22 protein-coding genes and 1 pseudogene are annotated in these 22,692 nt (G+C 57.6%); 11 read left to right on the forward strand and 12 right to left on the reverse strand.

The genetic code is table 11. The annotated features are described in order from the left end of the window. The first annotated feature begins 68 nt into the window (after nucleotides 1–68). The 4 genes from mutY to ROO76_00845 all read left to right on the forward strand — a co-directional run bounded on the left by mutY (nucleotide 69) and on the right by ROO76_00845 (nucleotide 5,885). Nucleotides 69–1,055 (forward strand): A/G-specific adenine glycosylase, encoded by a 987-nt coding sequence (gene mutY, locus ROO76_00830; protein MDT8066686.1) that lies wholly within the window; start codon nucleotides 69–71, stop codon nucleotides 1,053–1,055. A 28-nt stretch (nucleotides 1,056–1,083) separates the two neighbouring features. Then, a complete protein-coding gene (locus ROO76_00835; protein ID MDT8066687.1) occupies nucleotides 1,084–1,578 on the forward strand; it encodes a TlpA disulfide reductase family protein in 495 nt (164 codons plus the stop codon). A 192-nt stretch (nucleotides 1,579–1,770) separates the two neighbouring features. Then, complete coding sequence (locus ROO76_00840) at nucleotides 1,771–3,402, forward strand: M28 family peptidase (GenBank protein ID MDT8066688.1); 1,632 nt, start codon at nucleotides 1,771–1,773, stop codon at nucleotides 3,400–3,402. A gap of 212 nt (nucleotides 3,403–3,614) precedes the next feature. Further along, nucleotides 3,615–5,885 carry a hypothetical protein gene (locus tag ROO76_00845; GenBank protein ID MDT8066689.1) on the forward strand — a complete coding sequence of 757 codons (2,271 nt, stop codon included), beginning with the start codon at nucleotides 3,615–3,617 and terminating at the stop codon, nucleotides 5,883–5,885. A gap of 2 nt (nucleotides 5,886–5,887) precedes the next feature. Here ROO76_00845 and ROO76_00850 read toward each other — a convergent pair whose 3' ends face one another. Then, on the reverse strand, nucleotides 5,888–7,600 hold the full coding sequence (locus tag ROO76_00850; protein MDT8066690.1) for a TonB family protein: 1,713 nt from the start codon (nucleotides 7,598–7,600) through the stop codon (nucleotides 5,888–5,890). Nucleotides 7,601–7,745: 145 nt separating this feature from the next. Between ROO76_00850 and ROO76_00855 the strand changes: the two genes are divergently transcribed. Then, the gene (locus ROO76_00855) at nucleotides 7,746–8,252 is read left to right on the forward strand and encodes a hypothetical protein (GenBank protein ID MDT8066691.1); all 507 of its coding nucleotides are present in this window, start codon (nucleotides 7,746–7,748) and stop codon (nucleotides 8,250–8,252) included. Here ROO76_00855 and ROO76_00860 read toward each other — a convergent pair whose 3' ends face one another. Continuing rightward, nucleotides 8,253–8,906: an SRPBCC family protein gene (locus ROO76_00860; protein MDT8066692.1), complete on the reverse strand. Its 654-nt coding sequence runs from the start codon at nucleotides 8,904–8,906 to the stop codon at nucleotides 8,253–8,255. Between the two features lie 60 nt (nucleotides 8,907–8,966). Between ROO76_00860 and ROO76_00865 the strand changes: the two genes are divergently transcribed. From ROO76_00865 to ROO76_00875, 3 genes and pseudogenes are all read left to right on the forward strand, one after another. Then, nucleotides 8,967–9,725 (forward strand): DUF4142 domain-containing protein, encoded by a 759-nt coding sequence (locus ROO76_00865; GenBank protein ID MDT8066693.1) that lies wholly within the window; start codon nucleotides 8,967–8,969, stop codon nucleotides 9,723–9,725. Then, nucleotides 9,706–10,482 (forward strand): annotated as a pseudogene (locus tag ROO76_00870) (DUF72 domain-containing protein). The gene ROO76_00865 and the pseudogene ROO76_00870 overlap by 20 nt, the downstream one beginning before the upstream one ends. Nucleotides 10,483–10,596: 114 nt before the next feature. Further along, on the forward strand, nucleotides 10,597–11,562 hold the full coding sequence (locus ROO76_00875) for an SDR family oxidoreductase (protein ID MDT8066694.1): 966 nt from the start codon (nucleotides 10,597–10,599) through the stop codon (nucleotides 11,560–11,562). Between the two features lie 62 nt (nucleotides 11,563–11,624). On the opposite strand, the gene ROO76_00880 is transcribed toward ROO76_00875, so the two are convergent. Both ROO76_00880 and ROO76_00885 read right to left on the reverse strand, forming a co-directional pair. Beyond that, on the reverse strand, nucleotides 11,625–12,146 hold the full coding sequence (locus ROO76_00880; GenBank protein ID MDT8066695.1) for a ferritin family protein: 522 nt from the start codon (nucleotides 12,144–12,146) through the stop codon (nucleotides 11,625–11,627). Nucleotides 12,147–12,271: 125 nt separating this feature from the next. Continuing rightward, complete coding sequence (locus ROO76_00885; GenBank protein MDT8066696.1) at nucleotides 12,272–12,649, reverse strand: hypothetical protein; 378 nt, start codon at nucleotides 12,647–12,649, stop codon at nucleotides 12,272–12,274. A 201-nt stretch (nucleotides 12,650–12,850) separates the two neighbouring features. Here ROO76_00885 and ROO76_00890 point away from each other — a divergent pair, with 201 nt between their 5' ends. Continuing rightward, complete coding sequence (locus ROO76_00890) at nucleotides 12,851–14,035, forward strand: TIGR04053 family radical SAM/SPASM domain-containing protein (GenBank protein MDT8066697.1); 1,185 nt, start codon at nucleotides 12,851–12,853, stop codon at nucleotides 14,033–14,035. A gap of 36 nt (nucleotides 14,036–14,071) precedes the next feature. Here ROO76_00890 and ROO76_00895 read toward each other — a convergent pair whose 3' ends face one another. Together ROO76_00895 and ROO76_00900 are read right to left on the reverse strand one after the other, a co-directional pair. Beyond that, nucleotides 14,072–14,737: a response regulator transcription factor gene (locus tag ROO76_00895; GenBank protein ID MDT8066698.1), complete on the reverse strand. Its 666-nt coding sequence runs from the start codon at nucleotides 14,735–14,737 to the stop codon at nucleotides 14,072–14,074. After that, a complete protein-coding gene (locus ROO76_00900; GenBank protein MDT8066699.1) occupies nucleotides 14,730–16,505 on the reverse strand; it encodes a histidine kinase in 1,776 nt (591 codons plus the stop codon). Before ROO76_00900 ends, ROO76_00895 begins: the two co-directional genes overlap by 8 nt. 352 nt (nucleotides 16,506–16,857) lie before the next feature. Here ROO76_00900 and ROO76_00905 point away from each other — a divergent pair, with 352 nt between their 5' ends. Both ROO76_00905 and ROO76_00910 read left to right on the forward strand, forming a co-directional pair. Further along, entirely contained in the window at nucleotides 16,858–17,289 is a 432-nt protein-coding gene (locus ROO76_00905; protein ID MDT8066700.1) for a hypothetical protein, read from the forward strand. Between the two features lie 37 nt (nucleotides 17,290–17,326). Beyond that, nucleotides 17,327–17,779 carry an OsmC family protein gene (locus ROO76_00910; GenBank protein MDT8066701.1) on the forward strand — a complete coding sequence of 151 codons (453 nt, stop codon included), beginning with the start codon at nucleotides 17,327–17,329 and terminating at the stop codon, nucleotides 17,777–17,779. Between the two features lie 100 nt (nucleotides 17,780–17,879). Here the strand turns inward: ROO76_00910 and ROO76_00915 are convergent, their stop codons facing one another. From ROO76_00915 to dnaK, 6 genes are all read right to left on the reverse strand, one after another. Further along, nucleotides 17,880–18,272, reverse strand: coding sequence for a helix-turn-helix transcriptional regulator (locus ROO76_00915; protein MDT8066702.1), 393 nt, complete (start codon nucleotides 18,270–18,272; stop codon nucleotides 17,880–17,882). 15 nt (nucleotides 18,273–18,287) lie between these two features. Continuing rightward, nucleotides 18,288–18,842 carry a GNAT family N-acetyltransferase gene (locus tag ROO76_00920; GenBank protein ID MDT8066703.1) on the reverse strand — a complete coding sequence of 185 codons (555 nt, stop codon included), beginning with the start codon at nucleotides 18,840–18,842 and terminating at the stop codon, nucleotides 18,288–18,290. A gap of 32 nt (nucleotides 18,843–18,874) precedes the next feature. Beyond that, nucleotides 18,875–19,927, reverse strand: coding sequence for a J domain-containing protein (locus tag ROO76_00925; GenBank protein ID MDT8066704.1), 1,053 nt, complete (start codon nucleotides 19,925–19,927; stop codon nucleotides 18,875–18,877). 13 nt (nucleotides 19,928–19,940) lie between these two features. Further along, nucleotides 19,941–20,123, reverse strand: coding sequence for a hypothetical protein (locus ROO76_00930; protein ID MDT8066705.1), 183 nt, complete (start codon nucleotides 20,121–20,123; stop codon nucleotides 19,941–19,943). Nucleotides 20,124–20,338: 215 nt separating this feature from the next. Further along, entirely contained in the window at nucleotides 20,339–20,659 is a 321-nt protein-coding gene (locus tag ROO76_00935) for a hypothetical protein (GenBank protein ID MDT8066706.1), read from the reverse strand. A gap of 7 nt (nucleotides 20,660–20,666) precedes the next feature. After that, nucleotides 20,667–22,595 (reverse strand): molecular chaperone DnaK, encoded by a 1,929-nt coding sequence (dnaK, locus tag ROO76_00940; GenBank protein ID MDT8066707.1) that lies wholly within the window; start codon nucleotides 22,593–22,595, stop codon nucleotides 20,667–20,669. Nucleotides 22,596–22,692: the final 97 nt, after the last annotated feature.

Here is a 22,692-nt window from a genome sequence, read left to right on the forward strand (position 1 = left end):
GCCTTTTCCACTGATCTCAAGAGAGTGGTTGCCGGCACGAGTGGCGGCTTCGTAAAATTATTCTCCAGATGTCGCGTTCCGGTGGGATCCTCGACAACCAAGACTTAGCTCGAGTTCAAAACACGCTCCTCGCCTGGTACCGCCGCGAGCGGCGCGACCTGCCTTGGCGCGAAACCCGCGATCCCTACCGCATCTGGATTTCCGAAATCATGTTGCAGCAGACGCGTGTGACTGCCGTGCTGAAGTACTATCGGCGCTTCCTGGCGCGATTTCCTGACGTGCACACGCTCGCCGTGGCCAAAGAAGCCGATGTGCTCGCCGTGTGGAGCGGTCTGGGTTACTACCGGCGCGCCCGTGCGATGCACGCGGCCGCGCGCAAGATTGTCGCGGAGTTCGGTGGCAACTTCCCCGGCACCGCGGGTGAGCTTTTAAATTTGCCGGGCATCGGCCGATACACTGCGGCTGCCGTCGCGAGCATTGCCTTTGGAGAACCGGTTGCCGTCGTGGACGGTAATGTCGAGCGCGTCCTGGCGCGCTTCCTCGGGCAGGATCTCCGTCAGAGAAACGAAGCGTGGCAGCACGCGTCGGTCCTGCTCCCGGCGAAGTACCCGGGAGACTGGAACCAGGCGATGATGGAACTCGGTGCGACCGTGTGTCTGCCGGAGCAACCGAGGTGCCTGCTCTGCCCGGTAAAGAACTGGTGCGCGGATCCCGGCCGGCAAACGAAGAAGCCGCGAGGCGACCGTCATAAGCGGGAGTTGATCTTCGGTCTGGCGCAACGGCGAGGCTCCGTTTACCTTATCCAGCGGAATTCCAAGGACAGGTTGATGGCTGGGATGTGGGAAATCCCACCCACCGAAAAAGCAGATGATTCTCCGCTGTTCCTCTTGCGCCACTCGATCACGAACAGCGACTACACCGTACTGGTGTTCCCGCTCGCGGCCGCCGAAGTTCGTGGCGGGAGATGGATCGCGCTGAAGAAATCACACGAGTTGCCTCTGACCGGGTTGACGCGAAAGATTTTGCGGGCGGCGAATCTGTGGAAGAGTCCATGAATCTAAGGTTTTAGGGCAAGGAGAAAAAATGGCTGCACTAAAACCAGGCACAAAGGCACCCGCAGTCGAGCTTCCTCTGTTGGGCGGACGCACGTTCTCACTGGGAGATTCGTTGTCCAAGGGACCCGTCGGATTGGCCTTCTTCAAGGTTTCCTGCCCGGTGTGCCAGTATGCATTTCCATACTTTAATCGAATGGCAGATCTCATCCAGGGAAAACGCCTCACCTTTGTGGGGATCTCGCAGGACGACGGCCCCAGCACGGCAGAATTCGCAAAGAGCTTCGGCGTGCATTTTCCACTCGCGCTCGACGATGTGCTCCGTTACCCGGTGTCCAACGCTTACGGCCTCACCAACGTTCCGACGCTGTTCATCATCGACGAGGACGGGAAAATTTCGCACACCATCATCAGTTGGTCGCGGCAAGACATGGAATCCCTCTACGCGGAGTTCCGCGACAGCCAGAACGCCACCCGCAAGCTGTTCCAGCATGGGGAGAACGTCGCCGAATTTAAGGCCGGTTGAGAGTCCAAAAACTGATCCGCGGTCGCGGATCACGAACCCGGAAGGTAGTTCGATTGATTCACGAAAAGTGCTATCCAGTCGCGAGTTCTTGATTCCTCCCGTACAATCAGTCGTTAGAAAACTCAATCCATTTGTGGGTCAGGAATGCGAAGAGGAATCTTTTTTCTCGTATCGTGCGCCTTGCTGCTGAGCATGGCGTTGGCTCAATCAAGAACTCATCGAGCGAAGAAGTACACCACGATGCCGCCAGGCGCGATGCAGGCCATGCACGACGTCAGCGATGGCCGCATCAAAGCCGACATTCGATTTTTGTCGAGCGATGTTCTTGAGGGGCGCGGCACCGGCGCTCGTGGCGGTGATATCGCAGCGCACTACATCGCGAACCAGTTCGAGGAAGCCGGTCTGAAGCCTCTCGGAGCAAATGGCACTTATCTCCAGGACGTGCCAATGCTCGGCGTCACTACGCTCCCCGAGAGCACGATGACTATCACCACCCCCAAGGAAACGATGAACCTGAAGCAGTGGGACGATTGCGTCATCATGGATGACTCGGGGAATTCGTTGAGTGACACCGCTTCGGATCTCCTGTTCGTCGGCTACGGGATCCGCGCCCCGGATTACAACTGGGACGACTACGCGGGCGTGGACGTCAAGGGCAAGGTCTTGCTGATGCTCGTCAACGAGCCGCCGTCGAACGACGAGAACTTTTTCAAAGGCAAGGCGCTGACCTACTACGGCCGGTGGACTTACAAGTACGAAGAAGCGGCGCGGATGGGCGCGGCCGGCGTCATCCTCATCCACAAAACCGACATGGCAAGCTACGGCTGGGATGTCGTGCGTAACTCATGGTCGGGCGAGCGCTCTTATCTTCGCGATGATAAGAATCCGAAGCTGCGGCTTGCCGCATGGGTGCAACATGATGTCGCCACAAAGATGCTGGCGGATGCAGGGCAGAACCTGGATCAACTGATTCAAGCGGCGCAGCAGCGTGGATTCAAGCCTGTTCCGCTTCCCCTCAAAGTTCAGGCCCACGTAGTCAGCAAGGTCAGGCCCTTCGATGCTTATAACGTGATCGGCGAAGTGCCGGGGTCGAATGCCACGTTGAACGACCAGGCCGTTATCATCTCCGCCCATTATGATCATTTGGGTATTCGGCCTGATATGAAGGGCGACAACATATACAACGGGGCTCTCGATAATGCTTCGGGAACCGCAATGCTGATGGAGATGGCGCGAGCCGCTAGCGGGGCTCCGCAGAAGCCAAAGCGCTCGATTATATTCGCCGCAGTCACCGGGGAGGAGCAGGGGCTCTTGGGATCGGAGTATCTCGGCCAGCATCCTCCAATTCCGGACAGAAACATCTCCCTAAACATCAACTTTGACTCCATTCCGCCGCTGGGCATTCCCAAGGAAGTTAGCGCTGGCGGATATGATCGGACGACTTTTGCCCCGATCTTCCAAAAGACGGCTGCCGATTTCGGCATGACGATTGTGCCGCCCGGGCATCCAGAATCCGGTGGTTACTATCGTTCCGACCATTTCAGCTTTGCGCGCGTCGGAATCCCGGCTTTCTCGGTAAATACCGGTGGACGCTTCGAAGGACATCCCGAGGAGTGGGTGAAGGAGCAGCAGAAAAAGAACTCGGCCAACTACCATGAGCCCTCCGATGAGTTCCAGGAAAACGGTGACTACCGCACGGATGGCGTAATGGCGCGGTTCGGCCTCGCGCTGGCATGGCAGGCGGCGGACCTGCCGAACTTGGTCGAATGGCACCAGGGCGATGAGTTCGAGGCCGCCCGGAAGGCGGAAGCGGGCCGAAAGTAGCCTCCGGACAGCTGGAAATGGGCGCATCGCCTCGGCGGTGCGCCTTGGTTTTTTGGTTCCGAAGGTAACCTAGCGCAGGTGTTGCCGAGGTGGTAACTTCGGAACGCTAGTTGTAGCTCGAATCGATAACCGCGATGGTGAAGGCTCTGCGAGAGTCTCGCCGCGCTTAGCAGAACGGACCACCGGGGCCTGGTGCCCCGCCATGAGGTGAAATGCCTCGCTTTCCTTTTTTTGAGCGGGTGAATGTTGCCGACCACGTCAAACAATTGGCGCTGGCGACGTACACTCCCGAAATCAAGTTGGAAGGCCTGCTGACCGGTGTCGACAACGTGCGGCATGATGTCCACCTCAGCCCAAAATTCGCCGAGACCGCCCGCGCGCACCTCGTAAAGCTGATCGCGAAATACGGCAATGTCGAGGATTTGACTCAGTCCGAGCCACTTGCCTCCGCAAATCAAAATAATGTCCCGGTGTGGTCGCGTCCCAAGATCGATCCTGTAAAACCCAAACCTGCCGACCCGAGTGCCGAGTTCAAGCGGATGCTCGCCGATCTTCAACTGGCGTCGCTACACCAGGCGAAGGCGGACGGAAATATCTGCCGCGATGTCCTTTGCCGCCTGGCAGTCATTAAGTTTTTGCGCAACGAGCTTTCGACCCAATTCGTGCAGGTGCTTGAACGTTGCCGCGCCAAGCTTCGCGAATACGAAGGGCCACGGAGTAATCCCAAGGGCATTGCGCTGCGCGACCGTTTCCTGAAACTTCAAGTCTCGAAGAAAATCGTACAGCGCAAAGCCGGCCAAGAACTCTTTGCCACGCTGCGTGAGGTTGAAAAGGAATCGCTGGCACGCATGCGCCGGGTGCTCTTTGGCGATGCCGAACTCGGCGTCTATGAACTCTTCATGGACCGCCTGCTGTTCAGCGAAAACGGCCGCGACGATTATTTGAACGCCGAACACTACGTCATGCTCGGCAACTACGACAAGGACGTGGACCGGTTCGAGTTCGTTGTAGAAGCCGCGGAAGAGTTTTTCGAGAAAATCGGTCTTCTGGATGCACTGGATCTAGAGCAGGATCGCGCGCGACTTGATGGTTGGCTGAATGCGCCGGAGAATGCACAGGAGTTGGTTGCGGGCGGCTCCCCTGACGAGGATTCCGTAAAGGGGAAGGGCCAACGCGCTGTCCTGACGGCATGGACGCAGACTCTGGAAGACGCCGGAATCCTTCCCTACGTGATCGCCTCTTACGAGGTGGTTCCGTTATTGGCAGAATATTCGCCGGTCATCAATCCGCAGCAACTCAAAAACGCGCTGATCTCGCGGGCGGAGCGCAAGCGCGTGGAGCAATTGCTCGAGGAGCACGGAAGGATGTCCGCGGAGAAACTGCAGACTGCCGTGCGCCGCATGGAAAACTATTCATTTCCCGAGCGAACCAAGACGGCGGGCCGTTTCCTCGTCGATTTCATGCGCTACCATCGCGACCTGCGGCGGTTGGAGGCAGTAAATTCCGCGGTTGACGCTATTAATGTCGTAGCGAACGACAAACTTCGCGAACTCTCGTCCATCAATAACACGCTCTACGAATTTCTCCTCACCGAGGAACAAAAGCCGGCAGAAGAAAGAATTGCCAGCCATGTGATCCTGAAAGCCGATATTCGCGATTCGACTTATCTCACGCGAACGCTGTTTGAACGCGGCCTGAATCCGGCATCGTACTTCAGTCTGAATTTCTACGAACCGGTGAACAAGTTGCTGCCAAAGTACGGCGCGACCAAAGTCTTCATCGAAGGCGACGCGGTCATTCTGGCGATGTTCGAGCGCGAAAACGAGCAGAGCTTCGTGGCGGCACGTACTTGCATGCTGGCCCGCGAGATGATTGCTATCGTGCGCGGCTATAACGAGCAATCGCAGAAATCCGGCCTGCCAACGCTGGAACTCGGGATCGGAATCTGCTTCCAGGATTCCGCGCCGATGTACCTGATGGATGGCGCGAACCGCATCATGATTTCCAAGGCGCTCAACGAAAGCGACCGGCTCTCGTCCTGCAGCAAAGCTGCGCGCAAATACGCCGGACTCAATGAAAATCTCTTCAACGTCTTCGCCTTCAAAACCGTTGATGACGCCTTCACCGGTGGTACCCCTGAAGAATTCCTGATCCGCTACAACATCGGCGGCGTGCACATCAATGAAGCCGCCTTCCAGAAACTGCAGCAGGAGATCAAGCTGCAACTGACCGCGGTGGAGTTGCCTGGTCTCTGGGGCAAAGAAACCGTCCGCCTGTATAGCGGCCTGGTTCCCGTGGCGACTGCGAGCGGCACGGCTTCGTTCCACAACATTGTCGTGCGCGAAGCTCACATCCCACACGTAAACGCCATGGATATGTCACTTCGCGAGTGGACCGACGGGCGATACTACGAGGTCTGCACCAACTCGCGCGTTTACGATTTGCTGGAATCCAGGAGCGCGCGGGTGGCGGCAACGACGTAAAGCTATTGTTTCCACTTCTCCGCGCGAAACGGAACCTGCACCACAGCTTCGACATCTACAGGAACGCCTTCCTTCGTGCCCGGACGGAACCGCCAGCGGGAGAGTGCAGCCATTGCGCTCTGGTCGAGCCGTCGATCCGCACTGTCGAGAACGCGCACCGAGTCGACGGTTCCATTGGCGCGAATGACCGCATACAGCACCACGGTCCCTTCCACACGGTCGCGAATCAGTTCTGGCGGATAAGCCGGGTCCACCTTGTTGAGCGCGACGGGCGCGCTGATGTCGCTCTTGTCCTGCGTCGGCTTGAGTTCGGCATAGCGGACGATCCAACTCCCGACCGCTGAGGAAAGGTTCGGCATGTTGAGCACCATCGAGTAGAACTTCCGGTTGCCGAAAACCTGGTTCTCGATCTTCGAAGCGGGAGGGTTCGGTGGGTTCGAAGAGGGCCGCGGAAAATCCGCCGGGGCGTGCATCGCAGCGTAGAAAGCCTTTCGCAGATCGCCATTCGGCGCTCCGCTAACCGGAGCCTTTGGGTCCGGCGCTGGGCCGATGTAGATTCCTTCCAGGGGATCGTGGCCATTCCCTTTGCCGGGTGTACCCTGTTCGTTCACGCCGCCTCCCGCAATCGTCGGAGTCCCCGGCGCTCCCGCCTTTCCTTCAGGACCCGCAGCGAAAATGCCTTTGCGGGAGCCCGCTGGAGGTTCGATCGGCGCTTTGACTTCTGCCGGCTGAACACTTAACGCCAGCATTCGCCCCTGTGGTTTTCCTGCACCCAATCCGTGCAGCGATGGCGGCGGTGCGGGTGCCACGGTTGCCGTCTTACCACGAGTATCCGATCCACCCGATGGACCTGCCGAGCGTTGTGGCGCAACCGGGAGTTTCGGTGCGCTTACGTGTGGCTCCAACTTCGCGATGTTCATCGTGCCAGGATCGCGCAGTTGATCGAGAGTTGGGGCCGGCTCGATCACTGAAGGAGCCATGGAACGCACACGAAACATTGCATTCGTCGGCAAATCTGCCGATGGTCTGATCACATCCGGCTGCACTTGCGGAATAGCGCGATCCGACGACGGAAGAATATCCGGTGGCGGCGCGATCACATCCGGCGGGAGCAAAAGCTTGGGTTGCGAGAGATTTGCGGAAGCAGCCATCGGCTGGATCGGCGCCGCTTTGTCCGCCCACACGACCACGTTCGGCAACGGAACCTCTCTGTGCAGAATTCGGATATCCGGCGTGACGATCGTCTGCCGCGAATTGTCCGGCTCCGGCGGAACCGAGATGATCTCCTGCTTCGCTAGCGCCGGCTCCCCCTTTAACGCATGCTTCGCCGGTTTCGGCGGAGTGGATACCGGCGGCAGATACGGGCTCACCGGGTAATATTCGATCTTCGTGTTCTCAAACGGGTTGAGGATGCGTTGCGGCCGCCGTTGAAACAACGGCGATGTCGAGAGCCCGTAAACGATGAGAACGAACAGCACATGCCCAGCGTAGGAGTCGAAAACGAAGCGTAGCCGCGACGGATATTGAACAAACAAATCCTGCCAGAAATCAGGCGCAGGTTCCGAGGTTATTTCCAACGGCTCTTCGTGCCGCGGAAGCAGCGTATCGCGCAAATTGCGGAAGAACACCCCGGCCCGGGAACTCCATTCCACAAGCAATTGTGGTTCGAATCCGACGGGGATGGTGTTGGCTTCGGTGCTGCGCTCGGGGGCCATGCTTCAACCAGGGATGGGTTGAATGATTTTAGCACTCCGGGGAGGCTGAACCGCGGACCCAAGCAGGGGGATTTTCGATTAGTACTACGCCCAAAGTACGGAAACCGCGAGCAAAATCCGGCTATACTCCTCAGTAGGTACTCTGATGAAAGCTCTCAATCTTCTTCTCATCTTCGTCGTAGTGTCGCTCGCCGCGCTCGCTCAGGAGCCGTCGAATCCACCGGCCTCGCCGACGCAACCACCCACTGCCGCTGCCGACGATATTTCCGGCATGTACACGTTCCTCAAGGAAGGCGAATTCGTGCAGATCACCGTGCAGGATGGCATCGTTTCCGGATTCGTTTCGCGCTACGGTGATTCCGATTCCGATAGAGATGCATTTCTCGATCAGTTCTTCACCAAGGCGTCCCTCAAAGGCAACCACCTTACCTTCACGACGAAGCAAGTTCACGGCGAATCGTTCGATTTTGACGGTACCGTGGAGCGTGGTCCCGGCAAGACTCCGCACGATGACGCTTATCGCGTGATCCGCGGCACCCTGACGCACTCCGCCGAGGACGCCAATGGCAAGCCTGTCGCGAAGTCCCGCCAGATCGAGATGAAATCTTTTCCGCAGGATCTGGACGAAGATGAAACGCCGAGAAAACCCTGATCAGCGCTTCGACTCCGGCGGTGCGGTGAACTCGACCGGTATCGTTGGCGTCCCGAACCGCGGATTCTGTGCCGTCGGCCCGTACGTCCCAGTTGCCTGCGTGGGTTCGGTCGGCTCCTTCGGTGCCGCAGATCTCCCGCGGCCGCTCTCGAGTGCCGTCTTGAAGTCGCGCAGCGCCTGCTCGATGTAACCCTCCATTATGCCGACTGCCGGAGAAAGTACCGGACGAAGGAACCAGAGCCGCGGCGCATAATTCATCTGAATGTGAACGAGTGTCTGGTCGCCGATCCGCGAGAACGTCACGCGCCCGCTGTGACGCACGCCCTCGACCGATCTCCACCCAAGTGACTCGTTGGGGATTACCTGGACAATCTCGGCGTCCCACTCAATTGGGAGGCCACTCACTTCGGCAACCCAGGAGGAACGATCGCCCGAACGGCGCACGTTTCGCAGCAGAGAAGTGAAGCGGGGCAGAGATTCCAGGTCGCACCAAGTCTCAAAAACGTCTTCCAATCGTCGTCCAATCTGAATGCTCTTCTCCATGCGGATAATTCGGCTGTGTCCACCACGTCCAACCAACCCCAGCGCCCAGGCGCCGCCCAGTGTGGCAGCCGTTCCCACCGCAACCCCCGTCCAGAAGTGCTTCCGCTTCATAAGATTTCCTTTCAAAGCCCCGCAGCTTTATTCAGGAGGTTGGAACGAGTACGAAGGCCGGTGAGTTGCCAGCTTTTGGCAGGACAACAAACGACACTCGAAGCAAATCAAATCATATTGTGTCGCTTTTATAGCCAGAGGAGAGCATTCATGCAAAAGAGAGTTCTAGCATTGGCCACGATTTTGGCTGTTGTTCTGACATCGGCAGGTTGTGCCCTTGCACGAGACACTGCTTCGCCAAATACGAATGCTGCACAGGCGCAGAGGGATCACCGGGAAAGCGAAGCGACAGCCGCTATGAGCGGCTATAACGGAACCAAATCAACCGAGACCAATCCCCACGCTCAGCTTACGCAGCAGGAGAAAAAATTCCTGCTGATAGCCGCGCAGGACGGAAAAGACCAGGTTGCGATTGGCAAGGTGATTGAACGGAAGAGCCACGACAACGCCGTTAAGCGTTTTGCCCAGCGTATGGTGCAGGACCATGGTGAGATTAACAAAGAGCTACGTTCCCTTGTGCGAAAGAAGAATTACGAGATTCCGAATCAGATGAATGCACAGGGTATTGCATTGCAGACGGAGTTGGAAGCGCTTTCCGGCCGCGAACTCAACAAGACCTATCTCAGGACTATCATCGAACAGCGCGCCGACGCGCTGAAGGAGTTCGAGATCGCCAGTCAGAATGCAATTCATCCTGCGGTCAAGCAGTTCGCCTCAAAAACCCTGCGAACGCTAAAAAGTCAGCTCCAGGAGGCAAGGTGGCTTGCATCGAAAGAAGGAGTCAATATGAACCAGGACGTTGAATCGGCGGAGAAGTGAGTCGACGAGCTGGCTAGATCGGCCGCAGTATCTCTGCGGCTTTTGCTTTATCGGGGGACGTACGGAGATTCGGATCGGCACCTCGGGCTTCCATTACAAGCACTGGGTAGGGAACTTCTATCCTCAGAAGACACCGACTTCGAAGATGTTCGAGTATTATCAGCGCTTCTTCGATACGGTCGAAGTGAATAACAGCTTCTATCGGCTTCCGCGGCCCGGGATGCTCTCAGCGTGGCGCGCCGCAGCCCCGCGAAATTTTATCTTCGCGGTAAAGGCCAGCCGCTTCCTCACTCATAACAAGAAGCTGAAGGATCCTGAAAACGCCCTCGAAAACTTCTTGCCGCGCGCAGAAGAGCTTCGCGAAAAACTCGGCCCTATTCTCTTTCAGCTTCCGCCGAAGTGGCGCTGTAATGCCAGGCGACTGGAAGAATTTCTGCAAGCCCTGCCAAAGACTCACCGCTACGCATTCGAATTCCGCGAAGCGAGCTGGCATTGCACAGAGGTCCTTGATGTTTTGCGCAGGCACAATGCCGCTTACTGCATCTACGAACTCGCTGGGTTCGCAACAGAAAACGAGATCACTGCCGACTGGACCTACATCCGACTGCACGGCCCCGGCGGAAAGTATCAGGGCAGCTATTCAGATGATGCGCTTCAATCCTGGGCAAAGCAGATACATTGCTGGGAACGAACCCTTGATTCAGTGTACGTTTACTTCGATAACGACCAGGCTGGATACGCCGCCGGGAACGCAATCCGGCTAAAACGATTTGTGAAAGGCGAGAGCCGCAGCACGGCACATTTCATTGCCGGTGCTCTTGCATCACCATCGCCCGCATCGGGCATCCCATTGTCAAACCGAGGAGACACGATGCCCAGCAAAACGCAGCGCACAAGAACTGCACGATCAGAGAAGAATGGCGAACAGCCGAAGCATGGGAAAATTCGCGAGTTTCCGAGGCGACACGCGCAAGAAGAGCAGCCGAAGCCACCCTTTCCAAAGCAGAAACAGCAGCGGCCCGGGATTGAAGCGGAGATCGAGCCGCGACCGAGGTACAAGGGCCCGGAGTACCGCCCGGCAGGCAAACTGAATGGCAAGGTTGCGCTGATCACCGGCGGAGACTCAGGAATCGGCCGCGCGGTAGCAGTTCTATACGCAAAGGAAGGCGCCGATGTCGCGATCGTCTACCTTCCCGAGGAGCAGCGGGATGCCGACGAAACCCGCGCGGCCATCGAGCGAGAAGGTCGCGCCTGTTTGCTTACTCCCGGCGATGTCACGGATCCAAAATTCTGCCGCAATGCCGTCGAGCGTACCATCAAGGAGTTCGGCAAGCTCGATATCCTCGTTAACAACGCGGCCTACCAGGAGCACCAGCAGAAGCCGGAAGACGTCAGCGACGAGCAGTGGGACCGCACGTTCAAGACCAATATCTACGGCTACTTCCGCATGGCGAAGGCCGCCCTGAAGCACCTCAAACGCGGCGGCGTGATCATCAATACGGGATCGGAAACAGGACTGGAAGGGAACAAGCGCCTGTTGGATTACTCAGCCACAAAGGGGGCTATCCACGCTTTCACGAAATCACTGGCGCAGATGCTTGTCGAGCGTGGAATTCGCGTCAATTGCGTCGCCCCCGGTCCCGTCTGGACCCCGCTCAACGTTGCCGACAAGGAGCCGGAACAGGTTTCGGAGCACGGAAAAAAAACGCCGATGCAACGTCCTGCCCAACCGGAAGAAATTGCCCCATCATACGTGTTCTTCGCCTCAGATGCGGATTCCAGCTACATCACTGGCGAGGTGCTGACGTTGTTGGGTGGCCAAACGATGGCGGCATAAGCGGATTCGAGGGACAGAAACCCCTGCCCCTAACTGCCTCGGATGTGAGGAACGGGCAGTTTTCAGCTCTTCATGTCGTTTCCAGCAGCAGTCCGCGCAAGCTTGCGCTCCAGGAATTCGACATGGTCGGTCTCAAATTCTGCCAGCTCCTGGTACAGCCTACGCAACTTCGAGTCTGGTGTGTGTTCGGCGAGCCCTGCATAGTACTTGCGCGCATTCTGCTCCGCCACCAGCGCCACCTGCAGCGCGCGCTCGCGGGCCGAGCTGACATCCCGAGGATCGCCGCCGAGAACATTGCCGTCTTCCAGTCGCGGAACCTCGATCATGTCCATAATGTCTTCTTCCGTGACCGCGCACGAGGATGTCCCGAAGCGCTCGGTATACAGTTCCTGCAGCCGCGTGCTGTGGCGGTTCTCCTCCACCGCCATGTCCCAGAAGACTCCCGCAATCTCCAGCGACTCCAAATCGCGAAACTCCACAAACATTTCCGCAAACCGGTGATACAAGCTGGCATTGCGCTCTTCGATAAAGATGGCGACGTGCAAGGCTTCCTGTACCGATAGCGTCGAAAATGCTCGCTTCATATCCTGTGTCCCCAGTGGCGTTGCTGCCCACAGTTTAGGCCCTTCTGAAACTTTCTCCAGAGCCAGTCATTCTCGAGAAGCGGGAAAGTTAATATCTCCGCCTGCTTCGAATTCGCGTTTCTCTGTTATTGTCGAGTTCCGGCTTCCAACTGCTTCTGCGCCAGTTCTTCAATCGTTCGCCGCAGCCAGATCTTCAGTGCGCGCTCGAGCCCGGGCACGTCTTCCTTCCGCAGGAAATCGATCATCCTGTGTCCGGCCGGATCCAGCGGTATGTAGTGACAGGGAATATCTTCTGTCCGGGCGTCTTCCGGCACAAAATCGCATAGAAAGCATTCACGGCATGCGTGTGGCCGGAGCGGGTCGCCGTAGTTTAGGCAGATCTGCCTATCCCGAAAGGGCGACGGCAAACGTCCTTTCCGTTTGACCTGTCCGTAGCCAGCCTGCTCTAGGAAGTTCAACTCGCAACGGAGGATTTCCAGGACATCACGATGGTCGTCCGACATATGCCTCCCACTCCGTGTAGATTCTCCAGCTAGTTGTACCGAAGTGAAGTGATACAGGGCACCGGACGCGGTGATCACAGTTTTGCCCAAAAGAGGCGAGTGTGACGGAAGTCATAGCCTGCGGAGGTTGTCCCTGTAATTCTTGATTCCGGACTCAGGAAGCCGTGGGCCGCAAATTCGCCCATCTGGAGAGCTGGACTTATGGATCTCAGGGTTGATTTTGATGAACGGCCCTTTATCGTGATATGGGAAACCACCCAGGCATGCGATCTGGCGTGCGTCCATTGCCGCGCTTGCGCGCAACCTTTTCGAAGCTCCCACGAACTGACTACCGACGAAGCCAAGCGAATGATCGATGAGATCGCCGCCATGCAGGTACCGTTGTTTGTCATGACGGGCGGCGATCCTCTAAAGCGCCCTGACATTTACGAACTCGTGGACTATGCGGCCAAACTGGGCGTCCGTCCATCGCTGACCCCCAGTGCAACGCCTCTGCTGACGCGCGCCGCTGTCGCGAAACTTGAGGATTCCGGACTTGCCCGTCTCGCGATCTCACTCGACGGGCCAACCGCCGAGATTCACGATAGCTTCCGGCGTGTCCCCGGATCGTTCCAATGGACACTAGATGCCGTGCAGTATGCGCATGAACTCGGTCTTCCTGTGCAGATCAACACGACCATCACGCGCCACAACCTGCAGTACCTCGATGACATGATTGCTCTCATGGAAAAGCTGGGCATCGTGCTGTGGAGCGTGTTTTTCCTCGTTCCCACCGGTCGCGGACAAAGCGTCGACCTGATCTCGGCCGAGGAGTTCGAACAGGTGTTCCAGAAGCTCTACGAAACCTCGCAGCGTGTGTTGTTTGACATCAAGAGCACGGAAGCACAGCACTATCGCCGGTACCTGCTTCAAAGGCGCACCGAACTGCGCAGACAGGGCGCAATCCCGGGCGACAAAATGCCACATTTCCTCGGAGTGGGAAGCGCCGACGGAATCGGCCGCGCTCCCAAGGGAATCAATGACGGGAAGGGATTCGTTTTCATCTCTCACCTGGGAGAGGTCTTCCCGAGCGGTTTCCTGCCGGTTTCAGCCGGAAACGTTCGCCGCGAATCCCTTGCAGCCCTCTACCGGAATTCGCCGTTGTTCAAGGCTTTGCGGGATACTGCTAATTTGGACGGCAAGTGCGGCCGCTGCGAGTTCAGGGAAGTATGCGGCGGCTCCCGGGCGAGAGCCTACGCGCTCACTGGCGACATCTTCGCCGAAGAGCCGTGCTGCGTTTATCAACCCAAGCGCCAGGCAGAGGACACCGAGAGTGTCCTTGCGCGACGCGCAGAACTGAAGAAGCTGATTGCAGGCAGCTACGGATTGACGCAAATCTCAATGTAAAGCTGGAAAATCCGCGCCAATCCGCGAAACCCGTTGTTATGCCGGTTCGACCAGTCTGTGATTGATGGCGAACAGCGCCAACTCCAGACGGCTTGACACTCCAACCTTGTCGAAGATATTCGTCAGGTGGTGCTTGACTGTATCTTCACTGAGCGAGAACTTCTGCGCGATTTCCTTGTTGCTCAGTCCGGAAACAATCGTCGACAGAATCTCAAGCTCCCGCTTGGTGAGCCCGTACGCCTTGGCGGGCGGCGGTGGCTGCTGCGCCGCCTTTTCGCGAAGGTAGGTCACCATGTCGGAGACCGCTTCGCGTCCAACCCAGAACTGCCCGTTCATGACTGTGCGGATTCCCTTCATCAGCAGGGTCGTGGCTGCGTCTTTCATGATGACGCCGCGCGCACCCATCTGCAGGGCTTCCACAATTTGTCTTTTTTCAATGGCGGCCGTCAGAAGAATTGTCCTGACGGGAGAGCCCTGCGTGGCCAACTCTCGCAGGGTTTCGAGTCCCGGCATGCGAGGCATGGCGAGATCGAGAAGTAAAATGTCGGGCTTGAGTTGTTGAGCGAGTTGCAGGGCCTCGACACCATCACCTGCTTCACCCGTGACTTGAAACTCCGGTTCAGACTCCAGTAAACGTCGCAAACCATCACGAAATATCGTGTGGTCGTCGGCGATCAGGATACGCGTCTTGCGGCTATCCATGAACTGAGTGTCCTTTCTGAGGAATAGTAATTTCCAGTCGCGCACCCTCGCCGGGGTGAGATTCGAGATCCAGTTCCCCCCCAAGATTGAGCACGCGTTCTTTGATGATTGCGGGGCCGCGGGCGGAATTCACCAGGTCCTGGTGAGTCAGACGCCCGTCAAATCCAAATCCTGTGCCGTCGTCGGAGATGGTCAACTTCCATGCCCCATTCTGCCTCGCGAAGCGCACCAGCACGTGTTGCGCGGCAGAATGCTTCCGCACATTCACAAGGCCTTCCTGCACAATGCGAACCAACTCACGGCAAGCATGCGGACTAAGTGGAACATCCTGAAGCTCGGTTGTAAATTGCGCGGAAATGCCAGTATCGCGACGGAAGCGGTCGACAAGGTCCGCCATGTAATCGAGCAACTGTTCCGGACTCAGATCGACCGGCTTCATCTGCTGCATAAGTTCGCGTAGGTTCAGCACCTCTCGCCGGAGCAGGTATTGAATGTGCTCCAGGTCAGCGCTCATTTCGCCATGGTCGCGTTCGGCGCGCCGGCGCAGAACATCGACCTGCATTTCCGCCGAAATCAGAGATTGGATGGCACCATCGTGTAGTTCGCGCGCCACCCTTGCCCTCTCCAGCGCGCCCGCCCGTTTTCGGAGCCTTCGTACCAGGAAGACGCTGTACAACGCCGGTGCCATCTGGCGCAGCGCTCTTTCCGCAAACTCGAGTTCCTGGGTGCGGTTAAAACCTACGCGGGCATCGATCAGGTACAGACGTGCAAACCATTCGTGCCCTAACTCCACTGAGGTCGACAGAACGGAGTCGGCGTGGCCCTTGTCGAAAGAGAGTGAAGGGAACTCGATGGAATCCAATTCTTTCAGGGCGCTGCCTTGCAGCGCCACGAACTGAATGCCGGCCTCGGTACGCGACGCGAAAAAAGTGCTGACAGTGTTTCTCAACAGGTACGTCTGCGCCTGTACCGGTGAAATCTCGGTTGCGTGCAATTGGGTTTCCGGGGGCAGTTCTGCATCGGCCTGCCACATGAACAACCGATCTCGCGCAAGATCGTGCATCACGACATATGCACGCCGCGACTTGTAGATATGCAGGAATTCGTTCAACGCCAGGTGCAGGGAAATTCCGAGTCCCTGCTCGGGCTTGGCCATGCGCAAAATTCGGTTCAGCACGACCGATTCCGCGCGCCTCTCCTTCTCCGACTCGCCGAAATAACCGATGAGTAGACCCAGCACCAGGAGGTACGAACAGCGAATAATCAGGCCGTTAACGTCGAACGCGCCGAGGACCTCAATCTCCCAGGGGTACCCGCCGGTCAGTACGAGCGCCTGCAAATCCAGGAGCCCGATTCCTGCGACCGCGGTGGCGAGAGTTTCCGGCAAGCCCCAGCGGAACGCGGCGGCAGCCAGTGCAAATACCGTGTACGCGAAGAACGGGCTGTTCGGGCCTTGCGTGAACACCGAAATGACCGCTGGCCACAGAACGTCGAGCGTGTGCAGCACCATGGGACCGCGGCGGGGCAGTCGTCCGTAGCGCACCCACGCAAGAACTCCCAGGCTGTAGGCCGCCCAGCCGATCAGCATCCAGTTCGCGATCCAGATGTACTCCGCCGGGTCCGTGGGATCGATGTAGATCGCCAGCAGCGAGAGCAGAGTCAAGATGGCGCGAGCAGCCGCGAGGACGAATTCAGTGCGCTCGCGTTCCGCCTGCGAGGCCGGAGCCCCCAGCCGTTGCAGGAATCGAACTGATTCTAGCCATTTCACAAGAAGATTATGGTTTTCAGCACTTTACGCGATTATTCCCTTTTGCACATAAAACCGCAACCCGGGCAATTGTTGCGGTGGTCACCCCAACTTGTGACAACACTCACTGCGACTTTCGCGCTACCGCCCTACGCTTACATCCAAAGCCCACCGGGGTTCCCGGCGAGCTTTCAGCAGCCGGAGAGATGGATAGGCCGCCGGCGAGCTTCCCGCCCGCAGTCTTCTCCAAACAGCAATTCCGGCCGAGGTAAGGCTATGCAGAAGTTGCGAAAACATCCCAACGCGAAAACGGCGGCCCGCGAAGACCCGGAGTTTCACCGCTCGCATGTTGCAGTTACAGGAGTAGTGAACCATGAAATCAGTATCAAGTTTGAGGGTGCTATTTGTCGGAGCGATCATCCTCGCCATGTCGGTGGCGCTGTTGGCTCAGAAACTAAGCGGGAATACTGGCCCGAAATATGACGCCAAAAGTGAGGTAACGGTCAAGGGAACCGTTGAAGACATAAAAACTGTTCCCGGATCATTGGAAGGTGTCCACCTTGTCTTGAAATCGGAGAACGAGACCATCCTGGTTCATGTCGCGCCGGAAAAATTCCTCAGCGAGATGGAGACCTCGTTCAACAAGGGAGATGTGCTCCAAGTTGTGGGCTGCAAGATCAAGGATCCCGGCGGGAATGACGAGTTGCTGGCACGCGAGATTACGAAATCAAACGACAACCAGTTGGTGCTGCGCGACAAGAAAGGGACACCGATTTGGGTTCTTTGGAACCCGGGCAGCAAGTAGTTCGCACTTGCATTATTGAATGGTGAGTGGAGGAATTATGGAAAACAGCTATAGCTACCGCATGACCGCATACTGGATCCTCGCGAAACGGGGAATCGTTTCCGCCGAATCGGTTCCGCAGGCCATCGAGTTCTCCACTCCACCCGAGTTTGGTGGCGAAGCGGAGATGTGGTCGCCGGAAACTTTCTTCCTTGCCGCAGTGGCCTCCTGCTTCGTGTCCACCTTCCGCGCGATTTCCGAGTACTCAAAATTCGACAGTGTCGCCCTCGACGTCACGGTGGACGGCAAAATCGAGAAAGAACAAGGCGGCTTCCGCTTCACAGAACTAGTCGTTCGTCCGATACTGACCGTCGCAACCGACGAAGACACGGATAAGGGCCTGAAACTGCTTCTGAAGAGCGAAGCGGCCTGCCTTATCTCACGCAGCCTAAACTCGAAAATTTCCATCGAACCGCTGGTGCAGGTGAGCAAGCTCGTAGAAGTAAAATAGAGACTGCACGCTGAAATTGTCTGACAAAGTGCCCTTGGACGAGCACGGCCTCAGCCGTCCCGAAAAAGCCGCCTGAGGTTCATCCTCGCGTTAACGAACTCTACCGTTTCTCTTTCTTCGGAGGAATCACCACCGGCCGCCTCATCGGCACAATGGCATCGTCTTTCGGTATCTGCGCCTGAGCCCGCGACCACACTTCCTGCTGAACGTATTGAACGAAATCCTGCATCTGCTGCTGCATCTGCTCGATGCGCTCGCGCATATTCAGAATGATGCCGATCCCCGCGATGTTGACTCCGAGGTCGCGCGCCAGAGAGAGAATGAATTCCAGCCGCTTCAGATCTTCTTCGGTATACAGCCGCGTATTCCCCTCACTGCGCGACGGCTTCAGCAGTCCTTCACGCTCGTAGAGCCGCAGCGTCTGCGGATGGATGTCGTACATCTCCGCCACCACCGAGATCATGTAAGCGCCTTTGCCTTTGCGTTTCGTCATAGAAGACCCCAGAGGTCAGACGGCAGACACCAGTCTTTTCTCCCATTCATCTCTCGTCATCTGGTACACCAGGTGCAATTGTTCCCGCCACAAGAATTCTCGATCCACTACCAAGCCGTTCTTTTCCGCCACTCGCCGCGACGGCATATTGTCCGGCCGGATCAGTGAAATGATGTGATCGGCTTTGAGCACCTCGAACGCGTACTGCATGCAGCCTTGTGCCATCTCCGTCGCGTACCCTCGGCCCTGCTGATCGCGCCGAACCTGGTATCCAATCTCCGGCTCGATCCCTTGATCCGTCGGCTGCATGATGATCCCACCACACCCGATCAACTCGCCCGCATCCCTCAATGTGATCGCGTAGAAACCCACGCCGTCTTTTGCGTATCGGTCAATATTGCGCTGAATGAAGTCGCGCGTGCCTTGCTCCGTGAAGACGCCACCATAGATCGCCATCACCTCGGGATCGGAGTGAATGCGCCGAATCGCCTCGAAGTCCTCCGGCACGAGTTGCCGAAGCAGAAGGCGCTCAGTCTCGATCACTGCACTCGATTTCGCCGCAGTCCTCATTTGCTTCTGGAAAAATCCGCATCGATCCGCGGTTAGATCTTCTTAAACAACTCGTCTCTCGGATTCTCCGGATGTAGTTTCTCCAACTTGTGCCACAGCTCCTTCGCTTCCACATTCGGCACCTGCGGCGCAACGATCTTCACCTCAACGATTTCGTCGCCAACGGCACCGTCTTTCGTCGCCGATTTCACGCCCTTCTCGCGCAAGCGCAGCTTCTGTCCGCTCTGCGTGCCCGGCGGAATGCGTAGCATTGAGCGTCCGTCGATCGTTGGCACCTCTACCTTGGCTCCCACCGCTGCCTCCCAAGGCATCACCGGCACCGTGACGTAAATGTCGTCGCCCTCACGCCGGAACACCGGGTGCGGGTCGACACGCACGATCATGTACAGGTCGCCGGCAGAGGCACCTCTCTGGCCGGGATTCCCGCGTCCGGCCAATCGTATTCTTTGGCCCTCACGCGTTCCCGCCTTGATCCGGAACTCGGTCGGTTCCGTCTCCATGCCGCGCGCGCCCGGCCGCTGGATATTCAGCTTCATCGTGCCGCCGCGAATCGCCTGCCAGAATGGCACGTGCACTTCATATTCGACATCCGTTCCGGGCATCGGCCCCTGAGGTTCTCTCGCGCGGCCGAATCCCCCGCCGGAGAAAATTCCGGAGAAGATGTCGCGGATACTGCCACCGCCCTGCGTACCTTGCGCGCCACCAAAATCGAAATCGCTGAAATCGTAGTGGACTTCCTGCTGGCCGCCCCCACCCGGAAATCCGCCCGAGTAGCCGCCGAATCCGCCGGCGCCGAAACCGGGCCCTCGCCCCTGTCCAGCACGCGCGTATGCCTCGGCTGCCGCTGGATCAATGTTGTCCGAGTAATACCCAAGCTGATCGTAGATCTTGCGCTTCTTCGGATCGCTCAACACATCATTGGCTTCTGAGAGTTCCTTGAACTTCTCTTCCGCCGATTTGTTGCCAGGATTGACGTCGGGATGGTACTTGCGCGCGAGTTTGCGAAATGCCTTGCGGATTTCCTCCGCCGACGCGCTCTTCTTCACACCCAGAATCTCGTAGTAATTCTTGGTTTGCGCAGCCATCCCGTATCCTCTGTCAGTTCACCGTCCCGCGGTCGTTCCCGAAGGGGATGATAACCCCGCCTGAATCCGGTCGCACAGTGTCATCCTCAATATCGATCTGTTCGATTCCGTCTTCCATCGGACGGAACAGCACCCAATGCTTATCCTCATCGGAGAAGTGCAAGAAATAGTTCTGACCATTCACTTCAAATTGCATTGTCACCTCTGTAGGTTTCACCACGAAGACACGAAGTCACGAAGGACGGAATTTTCAAATCCGTTGTGCAACCAGCCCCCTTCTCTACCTCGCGCAATTTAGGGCGGTTGCTTCTAGAAATCATTCCTTCATTCCTTCGTGGTGAGTAACCTTTTCCTAATGGCATCAAGGGGCGCCCGCAGCGCCCCTCTCAGCAAACTTCAACTCCTGCTCCCCTACCGCTCGAAGATCGTCAGTATCTCTCCGTCTTCACGCATCAGCGACAACGCGCTGGTATAGTCGGCCTCGATGTTGGCCGCCTCCGGCGGAATATCCCGCCGGTCGCCCAGCAACGAACGGCTCATGCCCGAGACGTCGAAAATTGCGAAGTCGCCATTCTCGGCTCGAACCACGATGCCGTCGTCCGTGACGCTGTCGATGTGGCCGCTCAGTTTCACCCGGGTTTTGCCCGAGATCAGGAAAGCTACGATGGGCGTCTTTTCGCTCACGTACTTCCTGAAGAGCAGTTCCAGTTCGTGCAGCGTCAGCTCGATCATCGGCCGTTTACCGCTTCTTCTCGTCGACGTCGACGTACTCCGCATCGATTACGCCTTCGTCCTTCTTCTGGCCGCCAGTTTCGGGGCCCGGAGTCGGACCAGCGCTTGGTCCTCCCTGCGGCTGACCCTGGGCGGCCGTCGCCTTGTACATGGCTTCGGCCAGCTTGTGCGAGGCAGCCTGCAAGCGTTCGCGCGCCGAATTCATCTGGCTCAATTCGCCGCCTTCCAGCGCCTTCTTGGCGTCGGCCACAGCGTTCTCCACGTCGCCTCGCTCCGAGCCCGAGATCTTGTCGCCGTGCTCACGCAGCATCTTATCGACTTGGTACACCATGCCGTCCAACTGGTTCCGCGCCTCGATCTCATCGCGCTTCTTCTTGTCCTCTTCGGAGTGAGCGTCAGCTTCTTTCGCCATCCGCTCCACTTCTTCCTTGGAGAGACCAGAAGATGAAGTGATCGTGATCTTCTGATCCTTCTGCGTCGCCATGTCCTTCGCGGTTACGTTCAGAATGCCGTTGGCATCGATGTCGAACGTCACCTCGATCTGCGGTACGCCACGCGGCGCCATCGGAATGCCCGTCAGGTGGAACTTGCCGAGCGTGCGATTCTGCGCCGCCATCGGACGTTCACCCTGCAGCACGTGAACCTCAACCGACGTCTGGTTATCGGCCGCGGTCGAGAACGTTTCCGTCTTGCGCGTCGGAATCGTCGTGTTCCGCGGAATCATCGGCGTCGCCACTCCGCCCAGCGTCTCGATCGACAGCGAAAGCGGCGTTACATCGAGCAGTAGCAGGTCCTTAACTTCGCCCTTCAGTACGCCACCTTGCAAAGCCGCACCCACGGCAACCACTTCATCAGGGTTCACGCCCTTGTGAGGTTCCTTACCGAACAACTCCTTCACCAGGTTCTGAATCATCGGCATACGCGTCTGGCCACCGACCAGCACCACTTCGTCGATGTCGCTGGTCGAAACGCCCGCGTCCTTCAGCGCCTGCTTGCACGGATCTATCGAGCGGTTCACGATATCGCGAACCATCTCTTCCAGCTTCGCCCGCGTCAGTGTCTTCACCAGGTGCTTCGGGCCTGTTGCATCCGCCGTGATGAACGGCAGATTGATCTCGGTCTGCATGGTAGTCGAGAGCTCAATCTTGGCGCGCTCGGCTGCGTCACGCAGTCGCTGCAGCGCCATTTCGTTGCCCTTGCCGCGCAGGTCCAGCCCTTCGTCCTTCTTAAACTCGTCAATCAGCCAATCGACGATGCGCTGGTCGAGGTTGTCGCCGCCGAGGTGCGTATCACCGTTGGTGGACTTCACTTCGATAACGCCTTCGCCGACCTCGAGAATCGAGATATCGAATGTGCCGCCGCCGAAGTCGTACACGGCAATCGTCTCGTCCTTCTTCTTATCCAGCCCGTACGCCAACGCGGCCGCTGTCGGCTCGTTGATAATTCGCTTCACATCGAGCCCGGCAATTTTGCCGGCGTCCTTGGTGGCCTGCCGCTGCGCGTCATTGAAGTACGCCGGAACCGTGATCACGGCTTCCGTCACCGGCTCGCCAAGATAGTCTTCCGCAGCCTTCTTCAGCTTCTGCAGAATCATCGCGGAGATCTGCGGGGGAGTGTATTCCTTGCCCTGCGCCAAAACCGCGACGTGGTCGCCCGACTGCACGACCTTGTACGGAACCATTTTCATTTCTTCGTTCACTTCGTTGTAGCGCCGTCCCATGAAGCGCTTAATCGAATAAACTGTGTTCTCCGGGTTGGTAATCGCCTGTCGCTTTGCCACCTGCCCCACCAGCCGTTCGCCAGTCTTCGTAAACGCAACAACCGAAGGGGTGGTGCGTCCGCCCTCTTCGTTGGCGATCACCTTGGGCTCGCCGCCTTCCATCACCGCAACTACGGAGTTCGTGGTACCGAGGTCGATACCGATAATCTTTGCCATTGCAGCCTCTCCTACGTCCTAAAATCCTGTCCTAAGCCTTTGTTTTCAGTTAGATGATGTGAGTCTCTGCCTTAAGTCCGTCGTTAGGATAGAATCT

Source organism: Terriglobia bacterium, assembly GCA_032252755.1.
Lineage (GTDB): Bacteria > Acidobacteriota > Terriglobia > Terriglobales > Acidobacteriaceae > JAVUPY01.

Coding starts and splice junctions, on each gene's coding strand:
- mutY (MDT8066686.1), top strand. CDS start 69: ATGTCGCGTTCCGGTGGGATCCTCGACAACCAAGACTTAGCTCGAGTT.
- ROO76_00835 (MDT8066687.1), top strand. CDS start 1,084: ATGGCTGCACTAAAACCAGGCACAAAGGCACCCGCAGTCGAGCTTCCT.
- ROO76_00840 (MDT8066688.1), top strand. CDS start 1,771: ATGGCGTTGGCTCAATCAAGAACTCATCGAGCGAAGAAGTACACCACG.
- ROO76_00845 (MDT8066689.1), top strand. CDS start 3,615: ATGCCTCGCTTTCCTTTTTTTGAGCGGGTGAATGTTGCCGACCACGTC.
- ROO76_00850 (MDT8066690.1), bottom strand. CDS start 7,600: ATGGCCCCCGAGCGCAGCACCGAAGCCAACACCATCCCCGTCGGATTC.
- ROO76_00855 (MDT8066691.1), top strand. CDS start 7,746: ATGAAAGCTCTCAATCTTCTTCTCATCTTCGTCGTAGTGTCGCTCGCC.
- ROO76_00860 (MDT8066692.1), bottom strand. CDS start 8,906: ATGAAGCGGAAGCACTTCTGGACGGGGGTTGCGGTGGGAACGGCTGCC.
- ROO76_00875 (MDT8066694.1), top strand. CDS start 10,597: ATGCCCAGCAAAACGCAGCGCACAAGAACTGCACGATCAGAGAAGAAT.
- ROO76_00880 (MDT8066695.1), bottom strand. CDS start 12,146: ATGAAGCGAGCATTTTCGACGCTATCGGTACAGGAAGCCTTGCACGTC.
- ROO76_00885 (MDT8066696.1), bottom strand. CDS start 12,649: ATGTCGGACGACCATCGTGATGTCCTGGAAATCCTCCGTTGCGAGTTG.
- ROO76_00890 (MDT8066697.1), top strand. CDS start 12,851: ATGGATCTCAGGGTTGATTTTGATGAACGGCCCTTTATCGTGATATGG.
- ROO76_00895 (MDT8066698.1), bottom strand. CDS start 14,737: ATGGATAGCCGCAAGACGCGTATCCTGATCGCCGACGACCACACGATA.
- ROO76_00905 (MDT8066700.1), top strand. CDS start 16,858: ATGAAATCAGTATCAAGTTTGAGGGTGCTATTTGTCGGAGCGATCATC.
- ROO76_00910 (MDT8066701.1), top strand. CDS start 17,327: ATGGAAAACAGCTATAGCTACCGCATGACCGCATACTGGATCCTCGCG.
- ROO76_00915 (MDT8066702.1), bottom strand. CDS start 18,272: ATGACGAAACGCAAAGGCAAAGGCGCTTACATGATCTCGGTGGTGGCG.
- ROO76_00920 (MDT8066703.1), bottom strand. CDS start 18,842: ATGAGGACTGCGGCGAAATCGAGTGCAGTGATCGAGACTGAGCGCCTT.
- ROO76_00925 (MDT8066704.1), bottom strand. CDS start 19,927: ATGGCTGCGCAAACCAAGAATTACTACGAGATTCTGGGTGTGAAGAAG.
- ROO76_00930 (MDT8066705.1), bottom strand. CDS start 20,123: ATGCAATTTGAAGTGAATGGTCAGAACTATTTCTTGCACTTCTCCGAT.
- ROO76_00935 (MDT8066706.1), bottom strand. CDS start 20,659: ATGATCGAGCTGACGCTGCACGAACTGGAACTGCTCTTCAGGAAGTAC.
- dnaK (MDT8066707.1), bottom strand. CDS start 22,595: ATGGCAAAGATTATCGGTATCGACCTCGGTACCACGAACTCCGTAGTT.